21 protein-coding genes are annotated in these 16,756 nt (G+C 66.6%); 5 read left to right on the top strand and 16 right to left on the bottom strand.

Annotation, left to right across the window (positions count from 1 at the left end; genetic code table 11):
* Nucleotides 1–52: 52 nt before the first annotated feature.
* Genes rpsQ through rpsJ form a run of 11 tightly spaced genes read right to left on the bottom strand, consistent with a single transcriptional unit; the run spans nt 53 to nt 5,306 of the window.
* Nucleotides 53–322, bottom strand: a complete 270-nt coding sequence (rpsQ, locus tag ACFWUR_RS08260) for a 30S ribosomal protein S17 (protein ID WP_056818470.1) — start codon at nt 320–322, stop codon at nt 53–55.
* The gene (rpmC, locus tag ACFWUR_RS08255; RefSeq protein WP_056818473.1) at nt 319–558 is read right to left on the bottom strand and encodes a 50S ribosomal protein L29; all 240 of its coding nucleotides are present in this window, start codon (nt 556–558) and stop codon (nt 319–321) included. Before rpmC ends, rpsQ begins: the two co-directional genes overlap by 4 nt.
* Nucleotides 558–974 (bottom strand): 50S ribosomal protein L16, encoded by a 417-nt coding sequence (gene rplP / locus ACFWUR_RS08250; RefSeq protein ID WP_056818475.1) that lies wholly within the window; start codon nt 972–974, stop codon nt 558–560. Before rplP ends, rpmC begins: the two co-directional genes overlap by 1 nt.
* Nucleotides 975–977: 3 nt before the next feature.
* Nucleotides 978–1,772, bottom strand: coding sequence for a 30S ribosomal protein S3 (gene rpsC, locus ACFWUR_RS08245; RefSeq protein ID WP_062982459.1), 795 nt, complete (start codon nt 1,770–1,772; stop codon nt 978–980).
* Nucleotides 1,773–2,186, bottom strand: a complete 414-nt coding sequence (gene rplV / locus ACFWUR_RS08240) for a 50S ribosomal protein L22 (RefSeq protein WP_378903835.1) — start codon at nt 2,184–2,186, stop codon at nt 1,773–1,775. It abuts the gene before it with no gap.
* Complete coding sequence (gene rpsS, locus ACFWUR_RS08235) at nt 2,183–2,464, bottom strand: 30S ribosomal protein S19 (RefSeq protein WP_056818481.1); 282 nt, start codon at nt 2,462–2,464, stop codon at nt 2,183–2,185. Before rpsS ends, rplV begins: the two co-directional genes overlap by 4 nt.
* Nucleotides 2,465–2,478: 14 nt before the next feature.
* On the bottom strand, nt 2,479–3,315 hold the full coding sequence (gene rplB / locus ACFWUR_RS08230; protein ID WP_056818484.1) for a 50S ribosomal protein L2: 837 nt from the start codon (nt 3,313–3,315) through the stop codon (nt 2,479–2,481).
* 32 nt (nt 3,316–3,347) lie between these two features.
* Nucleotides 3,348–3,653 carry a 50S ribosomal protein L23 gene (gene rplW / locus ACFWUR_RS08225; protein WP_056818486.1) on the bottom strand — a complete coding sequence of 102 codons (306 nt, stop codon included), beginning with the start codon at nt 3,651–3,653 and terminating at the stop codon, nt 3,348–3,350.
* Nucleotides 3,650–4,324, bottom strand: coding sequence for a 50S ribosomal protein L4 (rplD, locus tag ACFWUR_RS08220; protein WP_378903832.1), 675 nt, complete (start codon nt 4,322–4,324; stop codon nt 3,650–3,652). The genes rplW and rplD overlap by 4 nt, the downstream gene beginning before the upstream one ends.
* Complete coding sequence (gene rplC / locus ACFWUR_RS08215) at nt 4,321–4,986, bottom strand: 50S ribosomal protein L3 (RefSeq protein WP_266296847.1); 666 nt, start codon at nt 4,984–4,986, stop codon at nt 4,321–4,323. Before rplC ends, rplD begins: the two co-directional genes overlap by 4 nt.
* A gap of 14 nt (nt 4,987–5,000) precedes the next feature.
* Nucleotides 5,001–5,306 carry a 30S ribosomal protein S10 gene (rpsJ, locus tag ACFWUR_RS08210; protein WP_040804197.1) on the bottom strand — a complete coding sequence of 102 codons (306 nt, stop codon included), beginning with the start codon at nt 5,304–5,306 and terminating at the stop codon, nt 5,001–5,003.
* A 557-nt stretch (nt 5,307–5,863) separates the two neighbouring features.
* On the opposite strand from rpsJ, the gene ACFWUR_RS08205 reads away from it, so the two are divergent.
* From ACFWUR_RS08205 to ACFWUR_RS08190, 4 genes are all read left to right on the top strand, one after another.
* The gene (locus tag ACFWUR_RS08205) at nt 5,864–6,340 is read left to right on the top strand and encodes a hotdog fold domain-containing protein (RefSeq protein WP_378903828.1); all 477 of its coding nucleotides are present in this window, start codon (nt 5,864–5,866) and stop codon (nt 6,338–6,340) included.
* 65 nt (nt 6,341–6,405) lie between these two features.
* A complete protein-coding gene (locus tag ACFWUR_RS08200) occupies nt 6,406–7,284 on the top strand; it encodes an ABC transporter ATP-binding protein (RefSeq protein WP_378903825.1) in 879 nt (292 codons plus the stop codon).
* Nucleotides 7,281–8,462 (top strand): ABC transporter permease, encoded by a 1,182-nt coding sequence (locus ACFWUR_RS08195; protein ID WP_378903823.1) that lies wholly within the window; start codon nt 7,281–7,283, stop codon nt 8,460–8,462. The genes ACFWUR_RS08200 and ACFWUR_RS08195 overlap by 4 nt, the downstream gene beginning before the upstream one ends.
* 71 nt (nt 8,463–8,533) lie before the next feature.
* Nucleotides 8,534–9,700: a lycopene cyclase family protein gene (locus ACFWUR_RS08190; protein WP_378903821.1), complete on the top strand. Its 1,167-nt coding sequence runs from the start codon at nt 8,534–8,536 to the stop codon at nt 9,698–9,700.
* Nucleotides 9,701–9,769: 69 nt separating this feature from the next.
* On the opposite strand, the gene ACFWUR_RS08185 is transcribed toward ACFWUR_RS08190, so the two are convergent.
* Genes ACFWUR_RS08185 through ACFWUR_RS08175 form a run of 3 tightly spaced genes read right to left on the bottom strand, consistent with a single transcriptional unit; the run spans nt 9,770 to nt 12,422 of the window.
* Nucleotides 9,770–10,615: an ABC transporter permease gene (locus ACFWUR_RS08185; RefSeq protein ID WP_378903818.1), complete on the bottom strand. Its 846-nt coding sequence runs from the start codon at nt 10,613–10,615 to the stop codon at nt 9,770–9,772.
* Nucleotides 10,612–11,421 (bottom strand): ABC transporter permease, encoded by an 810-nt coding sequence (locus ACFWUR_RS08180; RefSeq protein WP_378903815.1) that lies wholly within the window; start codon nt 11,419–11,421, stop codon nt 10,612–10,614. The genes ACFWUR_RS08185 and ACFWUR_RS08180 overlap by 4 nt, the downstream gene beginning before the upstream one ends.
* A complete protein-coding gene (locus tag ACFWUR_RS08175) occupies nt 11,421–12,422 on the bottom strand; it encodes an ATP-binding cassette domain-containing protein (protein WP_378903812.1) in 1,002 nt (333 codons plus the stop codon). The genes ACFWUR_RS08180 and ACFWUR_RS08175 overlap by 1 nt, the downstream gene beginning before the upstream one ends.
* Nucleotides 12,423–12,737: 315 nt before the next feature.
* Here ACFWUR_RS08175 and ACFWUR_RS08170 point away from each other — a divergent pair, with 315 nt between their 5' ends.
* A complete protein-coding gene (locus ACFWUR_RS08170; protein WP_378903809.1) occupies nt 12,738–14,249 on the top strand; it encodes an aldehyde dehydrogenase family protein in 1,512 nt (503 codons plus the stop codon).
* Here ACFWUR_RS08170 and ACFWUR_RS08165 read toward each other — a convergent pair.
* Nucleotides 14,234–15,493 (bottom strand): TetR/AcrR family transcriptional regulator, encoded by a 1,260-nt coding sequence (locus ACFWUR_RS08165; RefSeq protein WP_378903806.1) that lies wholly within the window; start codon nt 15,491–15,493, stop codon nt 14,234–14,236. The two genes, ACFWUR_RS08170 and ACFWUR_RS08165, sit on opposite strands and share 16 nt — an antisense overlap.
* Before the next feature lie 147 nt (nt 15,494–15,640).
* A complete protein-coding gene (locus ACFWUR_RS08160) occupies nt 15,641–16,663 on the bottom strand; it encodes an alpha/beta hydrolase (RefSeq protein ID WP_378904182.1) in 1,023 nt (340 codons plus the stop codon).
* Nucleotides 16,664–16,756 lie beyond the last annotated feature (93 nt).

The following is a 16,756-nucleotide window of genomic DNA, read 5'->3' as shown; positions in this document are numbered from 1 at the left end:
GTGGAAGCGGGCCTTCGTACTGCGACGATCTCGATGGATCGAGGAGGGAGGCTTACTTGGCCTTCTCCAGGACCTCGACCAGACGCCAGCGCTTGGTGGCCGACAGCGGACGGGTCTCCATCAGCTGAACGTGGTCGCCGACGTGGGCGATCTCGTTCTCGTCATGCGCCTTCACCTTGGAGGTGGTGCGAATGATCTTGCCGTAGAGCTTGTGCCGGTGACGGTCTTCCAGCTCGACGACGATCGTCTTGTTCATCTTGTCGGAGACAACATAGCCGCTGCGTACCTTGCGGCTGTTGCGCTCTTCGGTGTTCTCGCTCATGCCGCATCTCCCTTGCCAGCGGGTGCCGTGGCCAGGCCGAGCTCGCGCTCGCGCATGACCGTGTAGATGCGCGCGATCTCGTGGCGGACGACGCGCAGACGACGGTTGTTGTCGAGCTGACCCGTTGCCATCTGGAAGCGCAGATTGAACAGCTCTTCCTTCGACTCACGCAGGCGGGCGACGAGCTCCTCTTCGTTGAGCTCGCGGAGCTCTGCGGCCGGTGTTTCGGTAGCCATCAGAACTGCTCCTCCCTGGTCACGATCCTGCATTTCATTGGGAGCTTGTGCATCGCGCGGCGCAGGGCCTCACGAGCGGTCTCCTCGTTGGGGTAAGACATCTCGAACATGACCCGACCGGGCTTCACGTTCGCGACCCACCACTCCGGCGAACCCTTACCGGAACCCATGCGGGTTTCGGCCGGCTTCTTCGTGAGCGGACGGTCGGGGTAGATGTTGATCCAGATCTTGCCGCCACGCTTGATGTGGCGGGTCATCGCAATACGTGCCGACTCGATCTGACGGTTGGTGACGTAGGCGGGCTCGAGAGCCTGGATGCCGTACTCACCGAAGGCCACCGCGGTGCCGCCCTTGGCCATGCCAGAGCGACCGGGGTGGTGCTGCTTGCGGTGCTTGACCCTACGGGGCATCAGCATGCGTCAGCCCTCCTTGTTCTCTGCCGGAGCCTCCGCCACTGCAGTGGCGGCGCGACCGACCTCGGTGCTGGTCGCAGTGGTGCCAGTGGCACCGGACCGACGAGGACGGCTCGGACGCTCGCGACGCTGGCGATCCGGAGCAGCGGCGGCGGCGGTCACTTCACGACGACCACCGACGATGTCGCCCTTGTAGATCCAGACCTTGACGCCGATGCGACCGAAGGTGGTCTTGGCCTCGTAGAGGCCGTAGTCGATGTCCGCACGCAGCGTGTGCAGCGGAACACGACCTTCACGGTAGAACTCCGAGCGCGACATTTCGGCACCACCGAGGCGGCCCGAGCACTGCACACGGATGCCCTTGACGTTCGGCGAACGCATGGCCGACTGAATGGCCTTACGCATCGCACGACGGAACGCCACACGGTTGGACAGCTGCTCGGCCACACCCTGAGCAACCAGCTGCGCATCCGACTCGGGGTTCTTGACCTCGAGGATGTTCAGCTGAACCTGCTTCTTGGTGAGCTTCTCCAGCTCGGAGCGGATGCGATCGGCTTCCGCTCCACGACGACCGATCACGATGCCGGGACGCGCGGTGAAGATATCCACACGGACGCGATCACGGGTGCGCTCGATCTCGACCTTCGAGATACCTGCACGCTCCATGCCTGTGGCGAGGAGCTTGCGGATCTGAACGTCTTCCTTCACGTATTCCGCGTACTGCTTGTCCGCGTACCAACGCGACTTCCAGTCGGTGGTGATACCGAGGCGGAAGCCATGGGGGTTAATTTTCTGTCCCATTTACTTTGCCCCTCCCTTCCGGCGGCTACGAGTGGCAGCGCCGGTGGTGGGCACGCTCTCGACCTCGATGGTGATGTGGCTGGTGCGCTTGCGAATCCGGAACGCACGGCCCTGGGCCCGCGGCTGGAAACGCTTCATGGTGGCGCCCTCGTCGACAAAAGCAGTCGAGATGACCAGGGTGGCCGGGTTGAGGCCGAGGTTGTTCTCGGCGTTCGCCGCGGCCGAAGCCACGACCTTGGCCACGGGCTCGCTGGCAGCCTGCGGTGCGAACCGCAGGATGGCCAGCGCGTCCTCGACGCGCTTGCCGCGGACCAGGTCCACGACGCGACGGGCCTTCATCGGGGTGACCCGAACGTGCTTGGCAGTAGCGCGTGCAGTCGGGTTCTGAACCGTATCTGTATTGGTTTCAGTCATCGCCGCTTGCTCTTCCGGTCGTCCTTGACGTGGCTCTTGAACGTCCTGGTCGGCGCGAATTCACCGAGCTTGTGGCCGACCATGTTGTCCGAGATGAACACCGGGACGTGCTTGCGACCGTCGTGGACGGCGAAAGTGTGTCCGATGAAATCGGGGATGATGGTCGAGCGACGCGACCAGGTCTTGATGACCTGCTTCGTGCCCTTTTCGTTCTGCACGTCCACCTTCGCGAGGAGGTGGTCGTCGACGAACGGGCCCTTCTTGAGGCTGCGTGGCATTTCTTACCTCCTCCTTAGCGCTTCTTGCCGGTCTTACGACGGCGAACGATGAGCTTGTCACTCGGGCGGTTGGGCTTGCGGGTACGGCCTTCAGGCTGACCCCACGGGGAGACCGGGTGGCGACCACCGGAGGTCTTACCCTCACCACCACCGTGCGGGTGGTCGACCGGGTTCATGACGACACCACGGACGGTGGGACGACGGCCCTTCCAGCGCATACGGCCGGCCTTGCCCCAGTTGATGTTCGACTGCTCGGCGTTGCCGACCTCGCCGACGGTGGCGCGGCAGCGCACGTCGACACGGCGGATTTCACCCGAAGGCATGCGAAGGGTCGCGTACGGCCCTTCCTTGCCCAGCAGCTGAATGCTCATTCCAGCGGAACGAGCCATCTTGGCGCCGCCGCCCGGACGCAGCTCCACGTTGTGGATCGTGGTACCGGTCGGGATGTTGCGCAGCGGCAGGTTGTTACCCGGCTTGATGTCGGCCGTGGGGCCGGACTCGATCGGGCTGCCCTGCTTGATGCCCTTCGGCGCGATGATGTAGCGCTTCTCGCCGTCGGCAAAGTGCAGCAGTGCGATGTTGGCGGTGCGGTTGGGGTCGTACTCGATGTGAGCGACCTTGGCCGGGATGCCGTCCTTGTCCAGCCGACGGAAGTCGATCAGACGGTAGGCACGCTTGTGACCGCCACCGCGGTGACGCGTGGTGATGCGACCGTGCGCGTTACGACCACCGGACTTGGTGAGCGGGCGCAGCAGCGACTTCTCCGGCGTCGACCGGGTGATCTCGGCGAAGTCCGAGACGCTGGAGCCACGACGGCCCGGCGTTGTCGGCTTGTATTTACGGATTGCCATGAGTTCTTCTCGCTTTCTGGAGTCCCAGGCGCTTACGCGACCGGTCCTCCGAAGATCTCGATGGGCTTGCTATCGGCCGAGAGGGTCACGAGTGCGCGCTTGGTGTCCTTGCGCTTTCCGTAACCGAATTTGGTCCGCTTGCGCTTGCCCTGACGGTTGGCGGTATTGACGCTGGTGACCGTGACGCCGAAAACCTTCTCGACGGCGATCTTGATCTGCGTCTTGTTCGAGTCCGGGTGCACCAGGAAGGTGTAAGTGCCTTCCTCGATCAGCCCGTAGGACTTCTCCGAGATGACCGGTGCGAGCAGGATGTCGCGGGGGTCGGCGATGGTGCTCACTTGCTCTCCTCCTGGGCCGCCTCGGCGGGACCGTGAACGAAAGCGTTCAGGGCCTCGACGCTGAACACCACGTCGTCGCTGTTGAGCACGTCGTAGGTGTTGAGCTGATCCGGGGCGATCGGCAGCACGTTCTGCAGGTTCGCCACGCTCTTCCACGCGGCGACGTCCTCGCGGCCGACGACGACCAGGAACTTCTTGCGGCCCGAGAGCTCGGCCAGGAAGTCCTTGGCGATCTTGGTCGAGGGGTTCTGACCCGAGACCAGTTCGGTGATCACGTGGATGCGCTCGTTGCGGGCCCGATCGGAGAGGGCACCGCGCAGGGCGGCTGCCTTCATCTTCTTGGGGGTCCGCTGGCTGTAGTCACGCGGCTGCGGGCCGTGGACGGTGCCACCGCCGGCGAACTGCGGCGCACGGGTCGAGCCCTGACGGGCGCGGCCGGTGCCCTTCTGGCGGTACGGCTTCTTGCCACCACCGCGCACCTCGCCACGAGTCTTCGTGGAGTGGGTGCCCTGGCGAGCGGCGGCCAGCTGCGCGATAACGACCTGGTGCATCAGCGCGACGTTGGCGGTCACGTCGAAGATCTCCGAGGGGAGCTCGACGGTGCCTTCGGTCTTGCCGCCTGCGGCCTTGACGGTCAGCGTCAGGTTGGCCTTCTTTTCGAGGCTGGTCATGCGTGCGCACCACCCTTCACGGCGCTCTTGACGATCACGATGTTGCCCTTGCGGCCGGGGATAGCACCCTTGACCAGGAGCAAACCGTTCTCGGCGTCGACCTTGTGAACCGAGAGGTTCTGCGTGGTGACGCGGTCGTTACCCATACGACCCGACATGCGCATGCCCTTGAACACGCGGCCGGGAGTGGCACAGCCACCGATGGAACCCGGGCGACGGTGCACAGCCTGCGCACCGTGCGAGGCGCCCTGGCCCTTGAAGCCGTGACGCTTCATGGTGCCGGCGAAGCCCTTGCCCTTGCTGATTCCGGTCACGTCGACGTAGGTGCCCTCTTCGAAGACATCAGCCGAGAGTTCCTGGCCGATCTCGAAGGTGGAGGCATCCGCGACGCGGATCTCGGTGACGTGGCGGCGCGGGGTGACACCGGCCTTGGCGAACTGGCCGGAAGTCGGCTTGTTCACCTTGCGCGGGTCGATGGCGCCGAAAGCGATCTGCACGGCCGAATAGCCGTCGCGCTCCACGGTACGAATCTGGGTGACCACGTTCGGGCCCGCCTTGATGACGGTGACCGGGACTACGCGGTTCTTCTCGTCGAAGACCTGGGTCATGCCGAGCTTGGTGCCCAGGATTCCGGCCTGGGGCCGATTCTTGTTGTCAGTCATGTCTCGAGTCCCCGTCACTGAATGTTGACGTCGACGCTGGCCGGCAGGTCGATGCGCATCAGCGCGTCAACCGTCTTCGGCGTCGGGTCGAGGATGTCGATGAGGCGTTTGTGCGTGCGCATCTCGAAGTGTTCGCGCGAGTCCTTGTACTTGTGCGGCGAACGGATGACGCAGTAGATGTTCTTCTCGGTCGGCAACGGCACAGGCCCGACCACACGGGCGCCGGTGCGGGTCACCGTTTCCACGATCTTGCGCGCTGACGCGTCGATCGCCTCGTGGTCATAGGCCTTGAGCCTGATGCGGATCTTTTGTCCCGCCACGCTAAGTGTCCTTTTCTCCGCTTTCCTTCGTGGTCACAGGAGCTGACTCCCGCACCACCCTCAATTTGCACAGCCCGAACACAAGAAAGACGCCTCAGCGTGGTTTCCCACTAAAGACCCGCAACCAGGGCGCACCAAAAGGCACTACCTAGTCCTCGCCGCTGTTCATCTGTCATGGTTCTCCGGTCCACGCGGTCGGGCGTGTCGCCCTAACTCTTAATCTCCGACCCCGGTCGATTGCTCACCATGGGTCGGAAGTGCGTGATTCCGAACGTATCCACACCGGCGAACCGGCGAGATACAAACTACTGCTCCCCTTGTTCAGGCATCCGCTCCGAAGAGTCGAACTATCCTGCGCAAGGCAACCCGAACAGTATGCACCATGCCGACGACGGTCTTCAAATCGGGGGCCATGAGGTATCGATCACGCCCACACGAGGGCTTCTACCTGGTCCGCACCGCCGGCTGGGCTGTACCGGGCAATGGTAGCTGGCGAGACGCCCGACCTGGTCACCGGAGGGTTCCCGGATAACTTACTTTTGAGTAAGATAGTGGACATGACACAGGAAACCGCGACCTACCGCGGCTGGAAGAAGCTGCCCGACAACCGCATCGGGCACGCGCTGTTCTCGCTCGGCATGGTCGCTCGGGTCCCCTACTTCGGCACCGTGCTCCCCCAGGTGGTTCGCCTGGAACCCGGCGTCTGCGAGGTGACCTCCCCGAAGTGGTTCGGCATCCACAACCACCTCGGCACCTTCCACGCGATCGCCGCCTGCAACCTCGCCGAGGTGGCGATGGGCATGCTCAGTGAGGCCACCGTCCCCACCACCCACCGCTGGATCCCCAAGTCGATGAACGTGCAGTACCTGGCCAAGGCGGAATCCGGCCTGCGCGCGGTGGCCGAGCTCGCCGAGATCCCCGACTTCGACACGATCACCAAGGGCCAGGAACTGACGGTGCCCGTCTCGATCTTCGACAAGGACGGCGTCGAGGTCGTCCACGCCGACATCACCACCTGGGTGTCACCGCGCTGATCCCGGCCACGTCGACCATCGCATCGGTACGGTTGGGGCTCAGGCAACGACAGACGGGGAGTCCGATGTTGGAAGTCGCCCATGTGACGCGCCGGTTCGGTGACAACGTCGCGGTCGACGATGTGTCGTTCGCGGTGCCGCCCGGCGCGCTGACCGGCTTCGTCGGCGGCAACGGGGCAGGCAAGACCACCACGATGCGTATGATCATGGGCGTCTTGGCCGTCCAATCCGGCGAGATCCGATGGGACGGGCGGCCGGTGACCGAGCTGGACCGGCGCTCGTTCGGGTACATGCCCGAGGAGCGGGGGCTCTATCCCAAGCAACCGGTCGCCGACCAGCTCGTGTACCTGGCCCGCTTGCGTGGGCTGCCCGCCGACGAGGCGAAGGCTCGCACCGAAAGCCTGCTGGAGCGTTTCGATCTGGGCACGCGCGGCAAGGACAAACTCGAATCGTTGTCGCTGGGCAACCAGCAGCGCGTGCAGATCGCGGCGGCGGTGATCGCGCAGCCGTCGGCGCTGATCCTGGACGAACCCTTCTCCGGCCTCGACCCCCTCGCGGTGGATTCGATGGTGGAGTTGCTGCGCGAGTACGCCGATCAGGGTGTGCCGGTGCTGTTCTCCTCGCATCAGCTGGATCTGGTGGAGCGGCTGTGCGACCAGCTGGTCGTGCTCGCCGCGGGCCGGGTGGTCGGACAGGGCTCGGTCGACGAGCTGCGGTCCACCGGTGACTCGCGCTATCGACTGGTCCTCGACGGCGAGTGGGGGTGGCTGCGGGAGTACCCCGGCGTTCGCGTGGTCGACAGTGCCGGTCCGGGCGTGTTGTTCGAGGTCGACGGTGGGGGCACCGACGGCGTGTTGAAGGAGGCGCTCTCGCGTGGGTCGGTGCGCGAGTTCACCGAGGTGCGACCGACCGTCGCCCAGATCTACCGAAAGGTGACCACGTGAACGGGGCCTCGCACAGCGTGTGGCGGATCGTCACCGCCAGGGAGATCGTGGTGAAGCTGCGTGACCGCAACTTCGTCATCTCGACGGTGGTGACGATCGTGGCGATCGTCGCGTCGCTGGCCGTCAGCGGATTCCTCAGCAGCAGGCCCGACAAGGTCGAGGTGGCGATCGCGGGCTCGGACACCTCGGTCGTGCTCGACACGGCCAACGGCCTGGCCGCGAACGCGGGCACCGACACCACCTTCACCGCGCGTCCGGTCGCCGACCGGGCCGCGGTCGAGCAGTTGGTACGCGACGACGAGGCCGAGGTTGGCCTGGTGCCCGCCGAACCCAGCGGATGGCAGCTGATCGGGAAGACCGCCGAGGACGACAACGCCACCACCTACATCACCGCCGCCGCGCAGCAGATCGCGTTGCAGCGCAATGCCGCCGCCGCGGGCGTTTCGCTCGAGGAGCTCGGACGAGGCGCGACAGTGCGGTACGACCTGCTCGAGAAGGGGGCGGTCGACCCCGGCCTGAGCAAGATCGTGTCGTTCGTCTTCGCCTTCCTCTTCTATCTGGCCTCGGTGCTGTTCGGCATGTCGATCGCGCAGAGCGTGGTCGAGGAGAAGCAGAACCGGATCGTGGAGATTCTGGCCAGTGCGATGCCGTTGCGGCAGTTGCTGATCGGCAAGGTCGCGGGCAACGCGATGCTCGCGTTCGCGCAGTTGGCCTTGTTCGTCGGGGCGGGGCTGGCGGGGTTGGCGGTGACCGGCAAGGGCGCTCAGCTCGGCCAGATCGCCGGGGCCGCGGGCTGGTTCATCGTCTTCTTCCTCGTCGGCTTCCTCGCCCTGGCCAGCCTCTGGGCCGTCGCCGGCTCGCTGGCCACCCGCAGCGAAGACCTCCAGTCCACCGCCACTCCCCTGTCGATGCTCATCATGATCGTGCTGTTCGCCGGCATCTTCCTCACCGGCACCGCCCGGGTGATCGCCTCCTACGTTCCGATCATGTCCATCGTCGCCATGCCGGGTCGCCTGGCCGAAGGCACCGCGGCCTGGTGGGAACCCTTCCTCGCCCTCGCCCTGATGGCCGTTGCCACCTACGGCATCGTCGTCATAGCCGAGAAGATCTACCGTCGCTCCCTCATGCAGACCCAGGGCCGGCTGACGATGCGCCAGGCACTGGCCCTGGAGGACTAGCGACACCGACGAAGTGACTACCGGATCACAGGGTGCTTGCGTGACCCGGGTGCTGCCGATTGAATGCGGACGTGAGCGTTGCGCGGGAATTCGATATCTGTGTGGTCGGGCTCGGACCGGCTGGGCGGGGTTTGGCGCATCGGGCGACAGCGGCCGGGTTGCGGGTCGCGGCGGTGGATCCTCGGCCCGAGCGCTTGTTCCCGCCGACCTTTTCCTGCTGGGTGGACGAGCTGCCGACATGGTTGCCCGAGAGCGCCATCGCACAGCGGATCGCGGCGCCGACGGTATGGACCAAGAGCGAGCATCGGATCGAGCGGCCCTACTGCGTGTTGTCGAAGGCCGGGTTCCACGCGGCGCTGGCGCTGGATGACGCGACCGTTTTCGCCGACCGCGCCCGGCGCGTGGACGCGCACGAGGTGGAGCTCGCCGACGGTACGGTGATCGCCGCGAACACAGTGTTCGATACGCGGGGCCTGCCGACGCTGGGCCGGCGCAGGGCCGCTTCCGCGCACGGCATCTTCGTCGATGCCGAGACCGCGGCGCCCATGGTGGCCGACGGCGAAGGGCTGCTGCTGGATTGGCGGCCCGAGAACGGAGCGGGCCCCGACGAGCCGCCGTCGTTCCTCTACGCGGTGCCGCTCGGAGACGGGACGGTGATCTTCGAGGAGACCAGTCTCGGCTTACGTGGCGGGATGCCGCAGCACGAGTTACGCAAGCGCACGCTGCACAGGCTCGCGGCCCACGGCATCCGGCTCACCGGCGACGAACCGCACGAGGTCGCCCACTATCCCCTGGATCAGCCGCCCCCGAGGAAGGGCACCGCCGTCGCGGTGCCGTTCGGCTCGCGCGGCGGCATGATGCACCCCTGCACCGGCTACAGCGTGGCCGATTCACTCGCGCTGGCCGACACCGCGGTGGCCGCGCTCCAGCGCGGCGAAAGCCCGATCGAAGCCCTGTGGCCTTGGCAGGCCCGCGCGGTGTACTGGATGCGCATGCGCGGCCTCTGGGGTCTGGGCCGGCTCACCACCGATCAGTCCATCGCCATGTTCGACGCCTTCTTCACCGAGTCCGACCGGCGCCAACGGGCCCTGCTCTCCGCCCACGACGACTACACCGCGCTGGGCGCCGCCCTGTTCAACACCGTCGCCCACACCTGGCCGTTCCGCTGGCGCTACGACCTGGTCGGGTGGAGGAATCGGAATCGGTGGGTGGACTACCCGTTCGGGGAACCGAGCTGATCACACACAAATCGCCTCCCCGGTCGAGATTTCGACCGGAAAGGCGATTTGTGAACGCTGAGCGCGGCCCTAGGAGGACTCCGCCGCCTTCTTGTACCCAGCAATCGCGGGGTAGGCGAACACCGCGATCATCACGACCGTCCACGCGACGGTCTTGAGCAGCGGTTCGGCGACCGGCCCACCGTAGGACAGGCCCTTCATCGCATCGATCGCACAGCTCATCGGCTGATTGGCGACGACGTCCTGCAGCCAGGTCGGGTAGGCGAAGACCGGGACGAAGCCGGTGTTGAAGAACATCAGCAGCGTGTTGAGGATGCCGATGAGGCTGATCAGCATCACGCCCTCGGTGATCGTGGCCAGCGCCGTGACCATCACCGCGAACCCGATGCCGAACAGCACGGGAACCAGGACCAGCGCGACGTTGGCGAGCGGGTCCTCCATGAACAGGAACCCCAGCGGCACCGCGACGAGCAGCACGATCAGGGTGGTGATCAGAATGCGCAGCATCTCGGCCAGCAGCCGCCCGGTCAGCAGCGAAGCCTTGTTCAGTGGCATCGTGTAGAACCGGCTGAGCAGCCCCGAGGCCTTCTCCCGCTTGAACCCGAGCGCACTCACCACCGCGCCGGTCATGGCCGCGACCAGCGTCAGCAGCGCGGCCTGGCCGTAGATGCTGGGAGCGCCCGTGGCCGCGGTGATGGAGTCACCGAGCACGATGCGAAACATCAGCAGGGTCACCGCCGGGTAGGCGATGGTCTGGATGGTCGTCGACGGGTCACGCAGCCACACCATCAGCAGGCGCTTGGTCTGGATGAGGCTGTGGGCGAACCACACCGACAGCGAACTCTCCGGCTTGGTCCGCACCACGGGCAGATCGGCCGCGGCCTCCTCTACAGAGGCCTTCTCGATGGTTGTCATGATCGCCTCACACTCGCCCACACCGCCAGTGGGAGGAAGAAAACAGCCAGGCCGCCCAGCCACACCAGCGACACCCACGTCCCGGCCCAGCTCAGATGCCCGGCGGCCATATCGCTGAGCGTCTGGGCGAACTGCGAGATCGGCTGGTTGCGCGCGAACGGCCGCACCCACTCCGGGAAGCTGGCCTCCGGCACGAACCCGGTCGACATCATGCCGAAGATCAGGATCGGCAGGGTGAGGGCCTGGCTGAGCGCCTCGGGGTTCTTGGTGAGGCTGCCGAGCGCATCGGCGCCGAGCGTGAGAACAACGCCGACGGTGAGCGCGAATCCGCAGAACGCGAGCGCCTGCAACCAGCCGCCGGTGAACCGGAAACCGATCACATAGCCGTAGCCGACGGTCGCGATCAACGAGACCACCGAGCGCACCAGACCCGCGCAGACGCGCGACATGAGCGGAACGAGTGAACCGATCGGCATGGTCTGGAGTCGAGTGCTCAACCCGGTGAGCGCTTCGAACGCCGCGAGCTGCGCGTTCGACATCATCGTCATGGCCATGGTCTGCAGCACGACGATCGGCATCACGTACTGCGCGTAGTCGATGCCCTGGAACTTCATCACGTACCGCAGCGGCAGGTAGAAGGCCACGGTGACCACGAGCGGGGTGAGCACCGCGACGATCAGCTCGCCCTTGGTGACCATGGTGTGCACGATGCGCCCGGTCAGCGCGCGCCACTGCGCGAAACTGCTCGGGTGCACAGCGAGGAACTCGGCGAACAGCGTGTTCGCCGCGGGGGTGGACACGCTCACTAGTGGCCGCCCGAGTGACCGGTGATCGACAGGAACACGTCGTCGAGCGAGGGGCGGCGCAGGGCGATGTCGGCCAGGTCGATGCCCGCGTTGTCGAGCCTGCGCAGTGCTTCGGCGAGGGTGGCGGCGCCGTCGGGGGCCGGGATGGACAGCTTGTCGGCGCCGTCGATGTCGGCGGCGACGGCGGCCGGGACCAGGTCGCCGAGGGCCTGCACGGTGGCCGGGATGCGGCTCAGGTCCAGGGGGACGATCTCGCAGTAGCTGCCGCCGGTCTTGGCCTTGAGCTGGTCGGCGGTGCCTTCCGCGATAACGGTGCCCTTGTCGATGACGATGATGTTGTCGCTGAGCACGTCGGCTTCTTCGAGGTACTGCGTGGTGAGCAGCACGGTGATGCCCTGGTTCTTGAGCGCGGTCACCAGATCCCACACGCCCTGTCGGCTTCGTGGGTCCAGGCCCGTGGTCGGTTCGTCGAGGAACACCACTTCCGGACGCACGACCAGCCCGCAGGCGATGTCGACGCGACGACGCATGCCGCCGGAGTAGTTGCGCACGGCCCGTTTACCAGCACTGACCAGGTCGAACTCCTCGAGCAGCACCTCGGCGCGCTTGCGGGCGGCCGACTTGGTCAGGCCCATCAGGCGACCGAACAGCTCGAGGTTCTCCCGGCCGGTCAGGTTTTCGTCGAGCGCGGCGTACTGGCCGGTCATCATGATCGAACGGCGCACGTCGGCGGCATCGGTGAGCACGTCGTGCCCGGCGACCACGGCGGTGCCGGAGTCGGGGCGCAGCAGCGTCGACAAGACCTTGACCATGGTGGTCTTGCCCGCGCCGTTGGGCCCGAGGATGCCGAGCACACTGGCCTTCTCTGCCTGGAAACTGATGCCCTGCAAAGCGTGCACGTCGCCGAACGACTTGCGCACATCGGACACCAGCACCGCGGGTTCACTGTCGCGTGACACGACGCCACCTGCGGGCGCATCCCCTGAGATCGAACTCGGCATCAACTCTCCACCATCGGCCGGGTGCGCACGGCCCACAACGAGACGAGCGCACGCGGAAAAAGTCTTCCCGGTAAGTGATCCATACCGTTCGGCGCGATGTTACCGGTCCGGCGGTTCTCCCGGCCCGGTCTCCGGTGACGCGCCCGGTTTGCCGGGCCACTTCGTCGACCGCTGTGGTGTTACTCATCTCACGAGGGCAGTGCAAGGGCAGTGCGCTGACCTTGTCGTCCGGGCCGCACGCCCATACGCTGACAGCGGGGAAACACTCGTCTCACCGGCCCGCGTGCGGGCGTGTTCGATCTTGGGGAGGTGACCATGGTCGAGTCGGCTTTCACCGCCGCCGCGCCTACCGGTCGATCCGATGTACTCACGTCGTTCGATCCGCGCACCGGCGAACAGCTCGCGCAATACCCCGTGCAGGGGGCGGCCGAGGTCACCCGTGCGGTACGCACCGCACGCGCCACCCAGAACTGGTGGGGCGAACTGGGTTTCGGTGAGCGCAAGCGCTGGCTGCTCGACTGGCGGCGCCAGATCGCCCGCGATGCCGGCGAACTGGTGGAGATTCTGCGCAGCGAAACCGGCAAACCGGAGGCAGACGCCACCCTGGAGGTGATGCTGGCGGTGGAGAACCTGGATTGGGCCGCCCGCAACGCCGAGCGCACACTGGGCCGGCGACGCCTGTCCACCGGTTGGTTCACCCGCAATCAGCACGCCTCCGTCGGCTATCTGCCATTGGGCGTGGTCGGGGTGCTCGGCGCATGGAACAACCCGATCTTCACGCCGATGGGTTCGATCGCGTACGCCATGGCCGCCGGTAACGCGGTGGTGTTCAATCCGCACGAACTCAGCACCGGCGTCGGTACCTGGCTGGCCGACAGCTGGGCGGCGGTGGCGCCCGAGCAGCCGGTGTTGCAAGCGGTCACCGGGAATTCGCGGACCGCGACCGCCTTGTGCAAGGCGCAGGTGGACAAGATCGCCTACGCCGGACCGGAGGCGGACGGACGCGAGGTGATCGCGTTGTGCGCCCAGACGCTGACACCGGTGGTGGTGGAGAACAGCGGCAAGGGCAGCATGATCGTGCACGTCGACGCGGTGCTCGACGCGGCGGCGGAGGCGGCGGTGTTCGGCGCGATGGCCAATGGCGGGCAGAACTCCTCGGGCATCCAGCGCTGTTATGTGGCCGATTCGGTGTTCGACGATTTCCTGGCGAAAGTGGCCGAGCGGGCGGCGAAGCTGCGGCCCGGCGCGGACAACCGCGCCTCCTACGGGCCGATGATCAATGCCACCCAGGTCGACGTGGTGCGCAGGCAGGTCCGCGACGCGCTCGCCCGCGGCGGGCACGCGGTGCTGGGCGGACTCGATTCGTTCCGCGACCCGTATGTGGAGCCGATCGTGCTGGCCGAGGTCCCCGAGGACAGCATCGCGATCACCGGCGAGGGCATCGGCCCGGTGCTCGTGGTGAATCGGGTCGCCGACCTCGCCGACGCGGTCACCCGGGTCAACGCGGCGGGCAACGGCATCGCCGTCACCATTTTCACCCTCGACATCCCCAGCGCGGAGCTCATCGCCGAACAGCTGAAAGTCGGGGTGGTGACGGTGAATTCGTCGACCGCGTTCACCGGCATCCCGGCCCTGCCGTTCGGCGGCGTCGGCGAATACGGCCAGGGACACAGCCACGGACAGCAGGGACTGTACGAGTACAGCCGCACGATGTCGATCGCCCGCAGGCGCTACCGAGCCCCGATTCGGCTGTCCACTTTCGACCGCCGCCCCGGGCATCTACAGACGGCGAAGGCGGTGTTCCGCCTGCGTCACGGTCGCGGCTGAGCCGCTGGTGATCCGTCCGCCGAGCCGCTGCCGAGTAGCACCGCGCCGGTCAGCGCGGCGAGGCGGTCCAGTTGTTCGGGGCGCGAGTCGAAGCGCAGCAACCGCCCGACGTCGATGATCTGGCCGACGGCGGCGTGCACGCGGAACCGGGCTTCGATCGGGTCACCGTCGAGCAGGTTGGCCCATTCGAGAATGTTCTGCCGCTGGATGGCGCGCAACCGGTGCTGCTCGGCCTGTGGGAGGTTGCTGAACTCCGCGTAGTAGACCGGCATGATCTCGGGCGTCGCGAAGGTGAGGCGAGCGTGCTGGTGGGCGATGCGGCGGGCGGCGTCGGCTCGGTCTTCGCCTTCGGCCAGCGCCTCACCGATCGCGACCGCGAGCCGGTCGGCGGTGCGATGGAAGGCGGCCGCGAGCAGGTCGGCCTTGCTGTCGAAGTGGCGGTACACGCTCGATGCGTTGATGCCGACGGCGGCGCCGATCTCCTCGATGCCCGATTCGTGATAGCCGTTGCGACCGAAGATCCGGATCGCCTCGGTGAGCAGCTGTTCACGTTTCGCGGTGACCGGCAGGCCACGGGTCTGCTTGTCGGGTTCGGCCTCGGGCGGCGCGGGCGGCACGTCGGCGCGCACGATCGCCCAGGCCATCTCGAGCTGCACCGCGAGCATGCGCGCGTGCGAGAGGGTGGTGCGGTGCGCGGCGATACTGGCCAGCGAGCTCAGCGCGCCGACCGCGAGCAGGGTGACGTTGTCCGCGCTCGCCTCCGGCCGCACCTCGGCGATCCGCGCGGCGACGTTGGCCTCGAGTTCGCGATAGAACGCGCGAATGCGCACCCGGTCCTCGCGCTCGAGATAGCGGCGTTCCCAGCGGTAGAGCCCGGCCTCGCGGCGGATGTCGATATTGCGTTCGGCGACGGCGGTGAGCAGCGCGTCGAGCCTGGCCTCCGGGCTCAGCGACGGGTCGTCGGCCGCGGCGGCCACATCGCGCAAACCCCGAGCGCCCTCCTCGGCGGCGGCGACGAGCAGCGCGTACTTGTTGGCGAAATGGCGATACAGCGCGGGCCCGGAGATGCCGACCTCGGCGGCGATCTCGTCGACGCCGACCGGGTAGTAGCCGCGCGCGCTGAAGGCACGGGCGGCGGCCCGCATGATCTGCATCTTGCGGTCCTTCGGCCTGCGGCGCACGACGCGGGCAGGTGTGGTCGTCTGCTCGCCGGCCTGTTCGGCCTCATTGCGATCGGCGACCATGCACTCACTTTCCGTTCCGCGAACCGGGCTGGACCAGTCAACCTAAGTTAACCACAATTCGCAAACGTCGAGGGCACGTCGAGGAAATGGAACCGCCTCGGCAGCGAGGTGCTCGCTACCGAGGCGGTTCGGAAGAAACCGAGGGGTCTACAGGCCGAGCCCGCGAGCCAGGGTGGGCCACGACAGCTTCAACTCGTCCTTCCAGTAGCCCCAGGAGTGGGTGCCGCTGGGACGGAAGTTGAAGGTCGCCGGGATACCCAGCTCGTTGAGCCGGTTGGCCAGGTTGTGCGTGCAGTAGTTGGTGCCCGCCTCGATGACGCCACCGATGACGATCTGGTTGGCCAGGCCGTAGGCGCCCGGCAGCGCGTACGGGCCGTCGAGGGTGTCGTACGGGCCGGGCAGGCCGTTGCCGGTGGAGACGTAGAGGTCGACGCCGCGCAAACCCTCGGCGTTGACGTACGGATCGTTCTCGACCCATTCCGCCGAGCCCTGCGGACCCCACATGTTCATGGTGTCGCCGCCGCCCCAGGTCTCGACGGTGAGCTTCACGAATTCCGAACCGACGGGGTCGGAGGTCTGCGCGCAACCGCTGTAGGCCGCGGCGGCCTTGTACAGGCCGGGCTTGGCGATCGGCAGCGCGAGCACGGTGGTGCCCGAGGTGGACAGGCCCGCGATCGCGTTCACGCCGTTGGTGCCGAGTGCGCCGTCCACCAGCGGGGGCAACTCCTCGGTGAAGAAGGTCTTCCACTTGTTGCGCCCGAGGACCGGGTCGTCGGCGATCCAGTCGGTGTAGTAGCTCCAGGCGCCACCGATCGGCTGGATGACGTTGACGTTCTTGTCGCCGAGGAACTCGAGCGCATCGGTCTTGGCCACCCACGACGCCGAATCCTCGCCGCCGCCCGCACCGTTGAGCAGGTACAGGGTGGGACGCGGGACCGAGGCGTCGGCCGGACGCTGCACGTCGACGATGATGTTCTGGTCCATGGCCGCGGAGAACACGTGCAACCGCAGGCTGCGCGAGTCCTTCACTTCGGCCTTGACGATCTTGGAACCGTTCTCGGAGACCGGGTTGGCGAGCAGGCTCTTGGAATCGATGATCGGGTCAGCCGATGCCGGGCTCGTGCCGATGCCGGACATCAGTCCCGCCGCCACTGCCGTTGCCGCGATCATCGCCGCGGCACGGGAGCCACGACGCCGGGTGTGCCGACGCATCAATTTCGCACCTTCGCTTCGTCTCGAAATTCCGACTCGGTCCGTGCACCC

The organism is Nocardia sp. NPDC058633, assembly GCF_042717045.1.
Lineage (GTDB): Bacteria > Actinomycetota > Actinomycetes > Mycobacteriales > Mycobacteriaceae > Nocardia.
The sequence above is the reverse complement of the archived record's forward strand: the minus strand, read 5'-3'. Positions and strand labels throughout refer to the sequence as shown.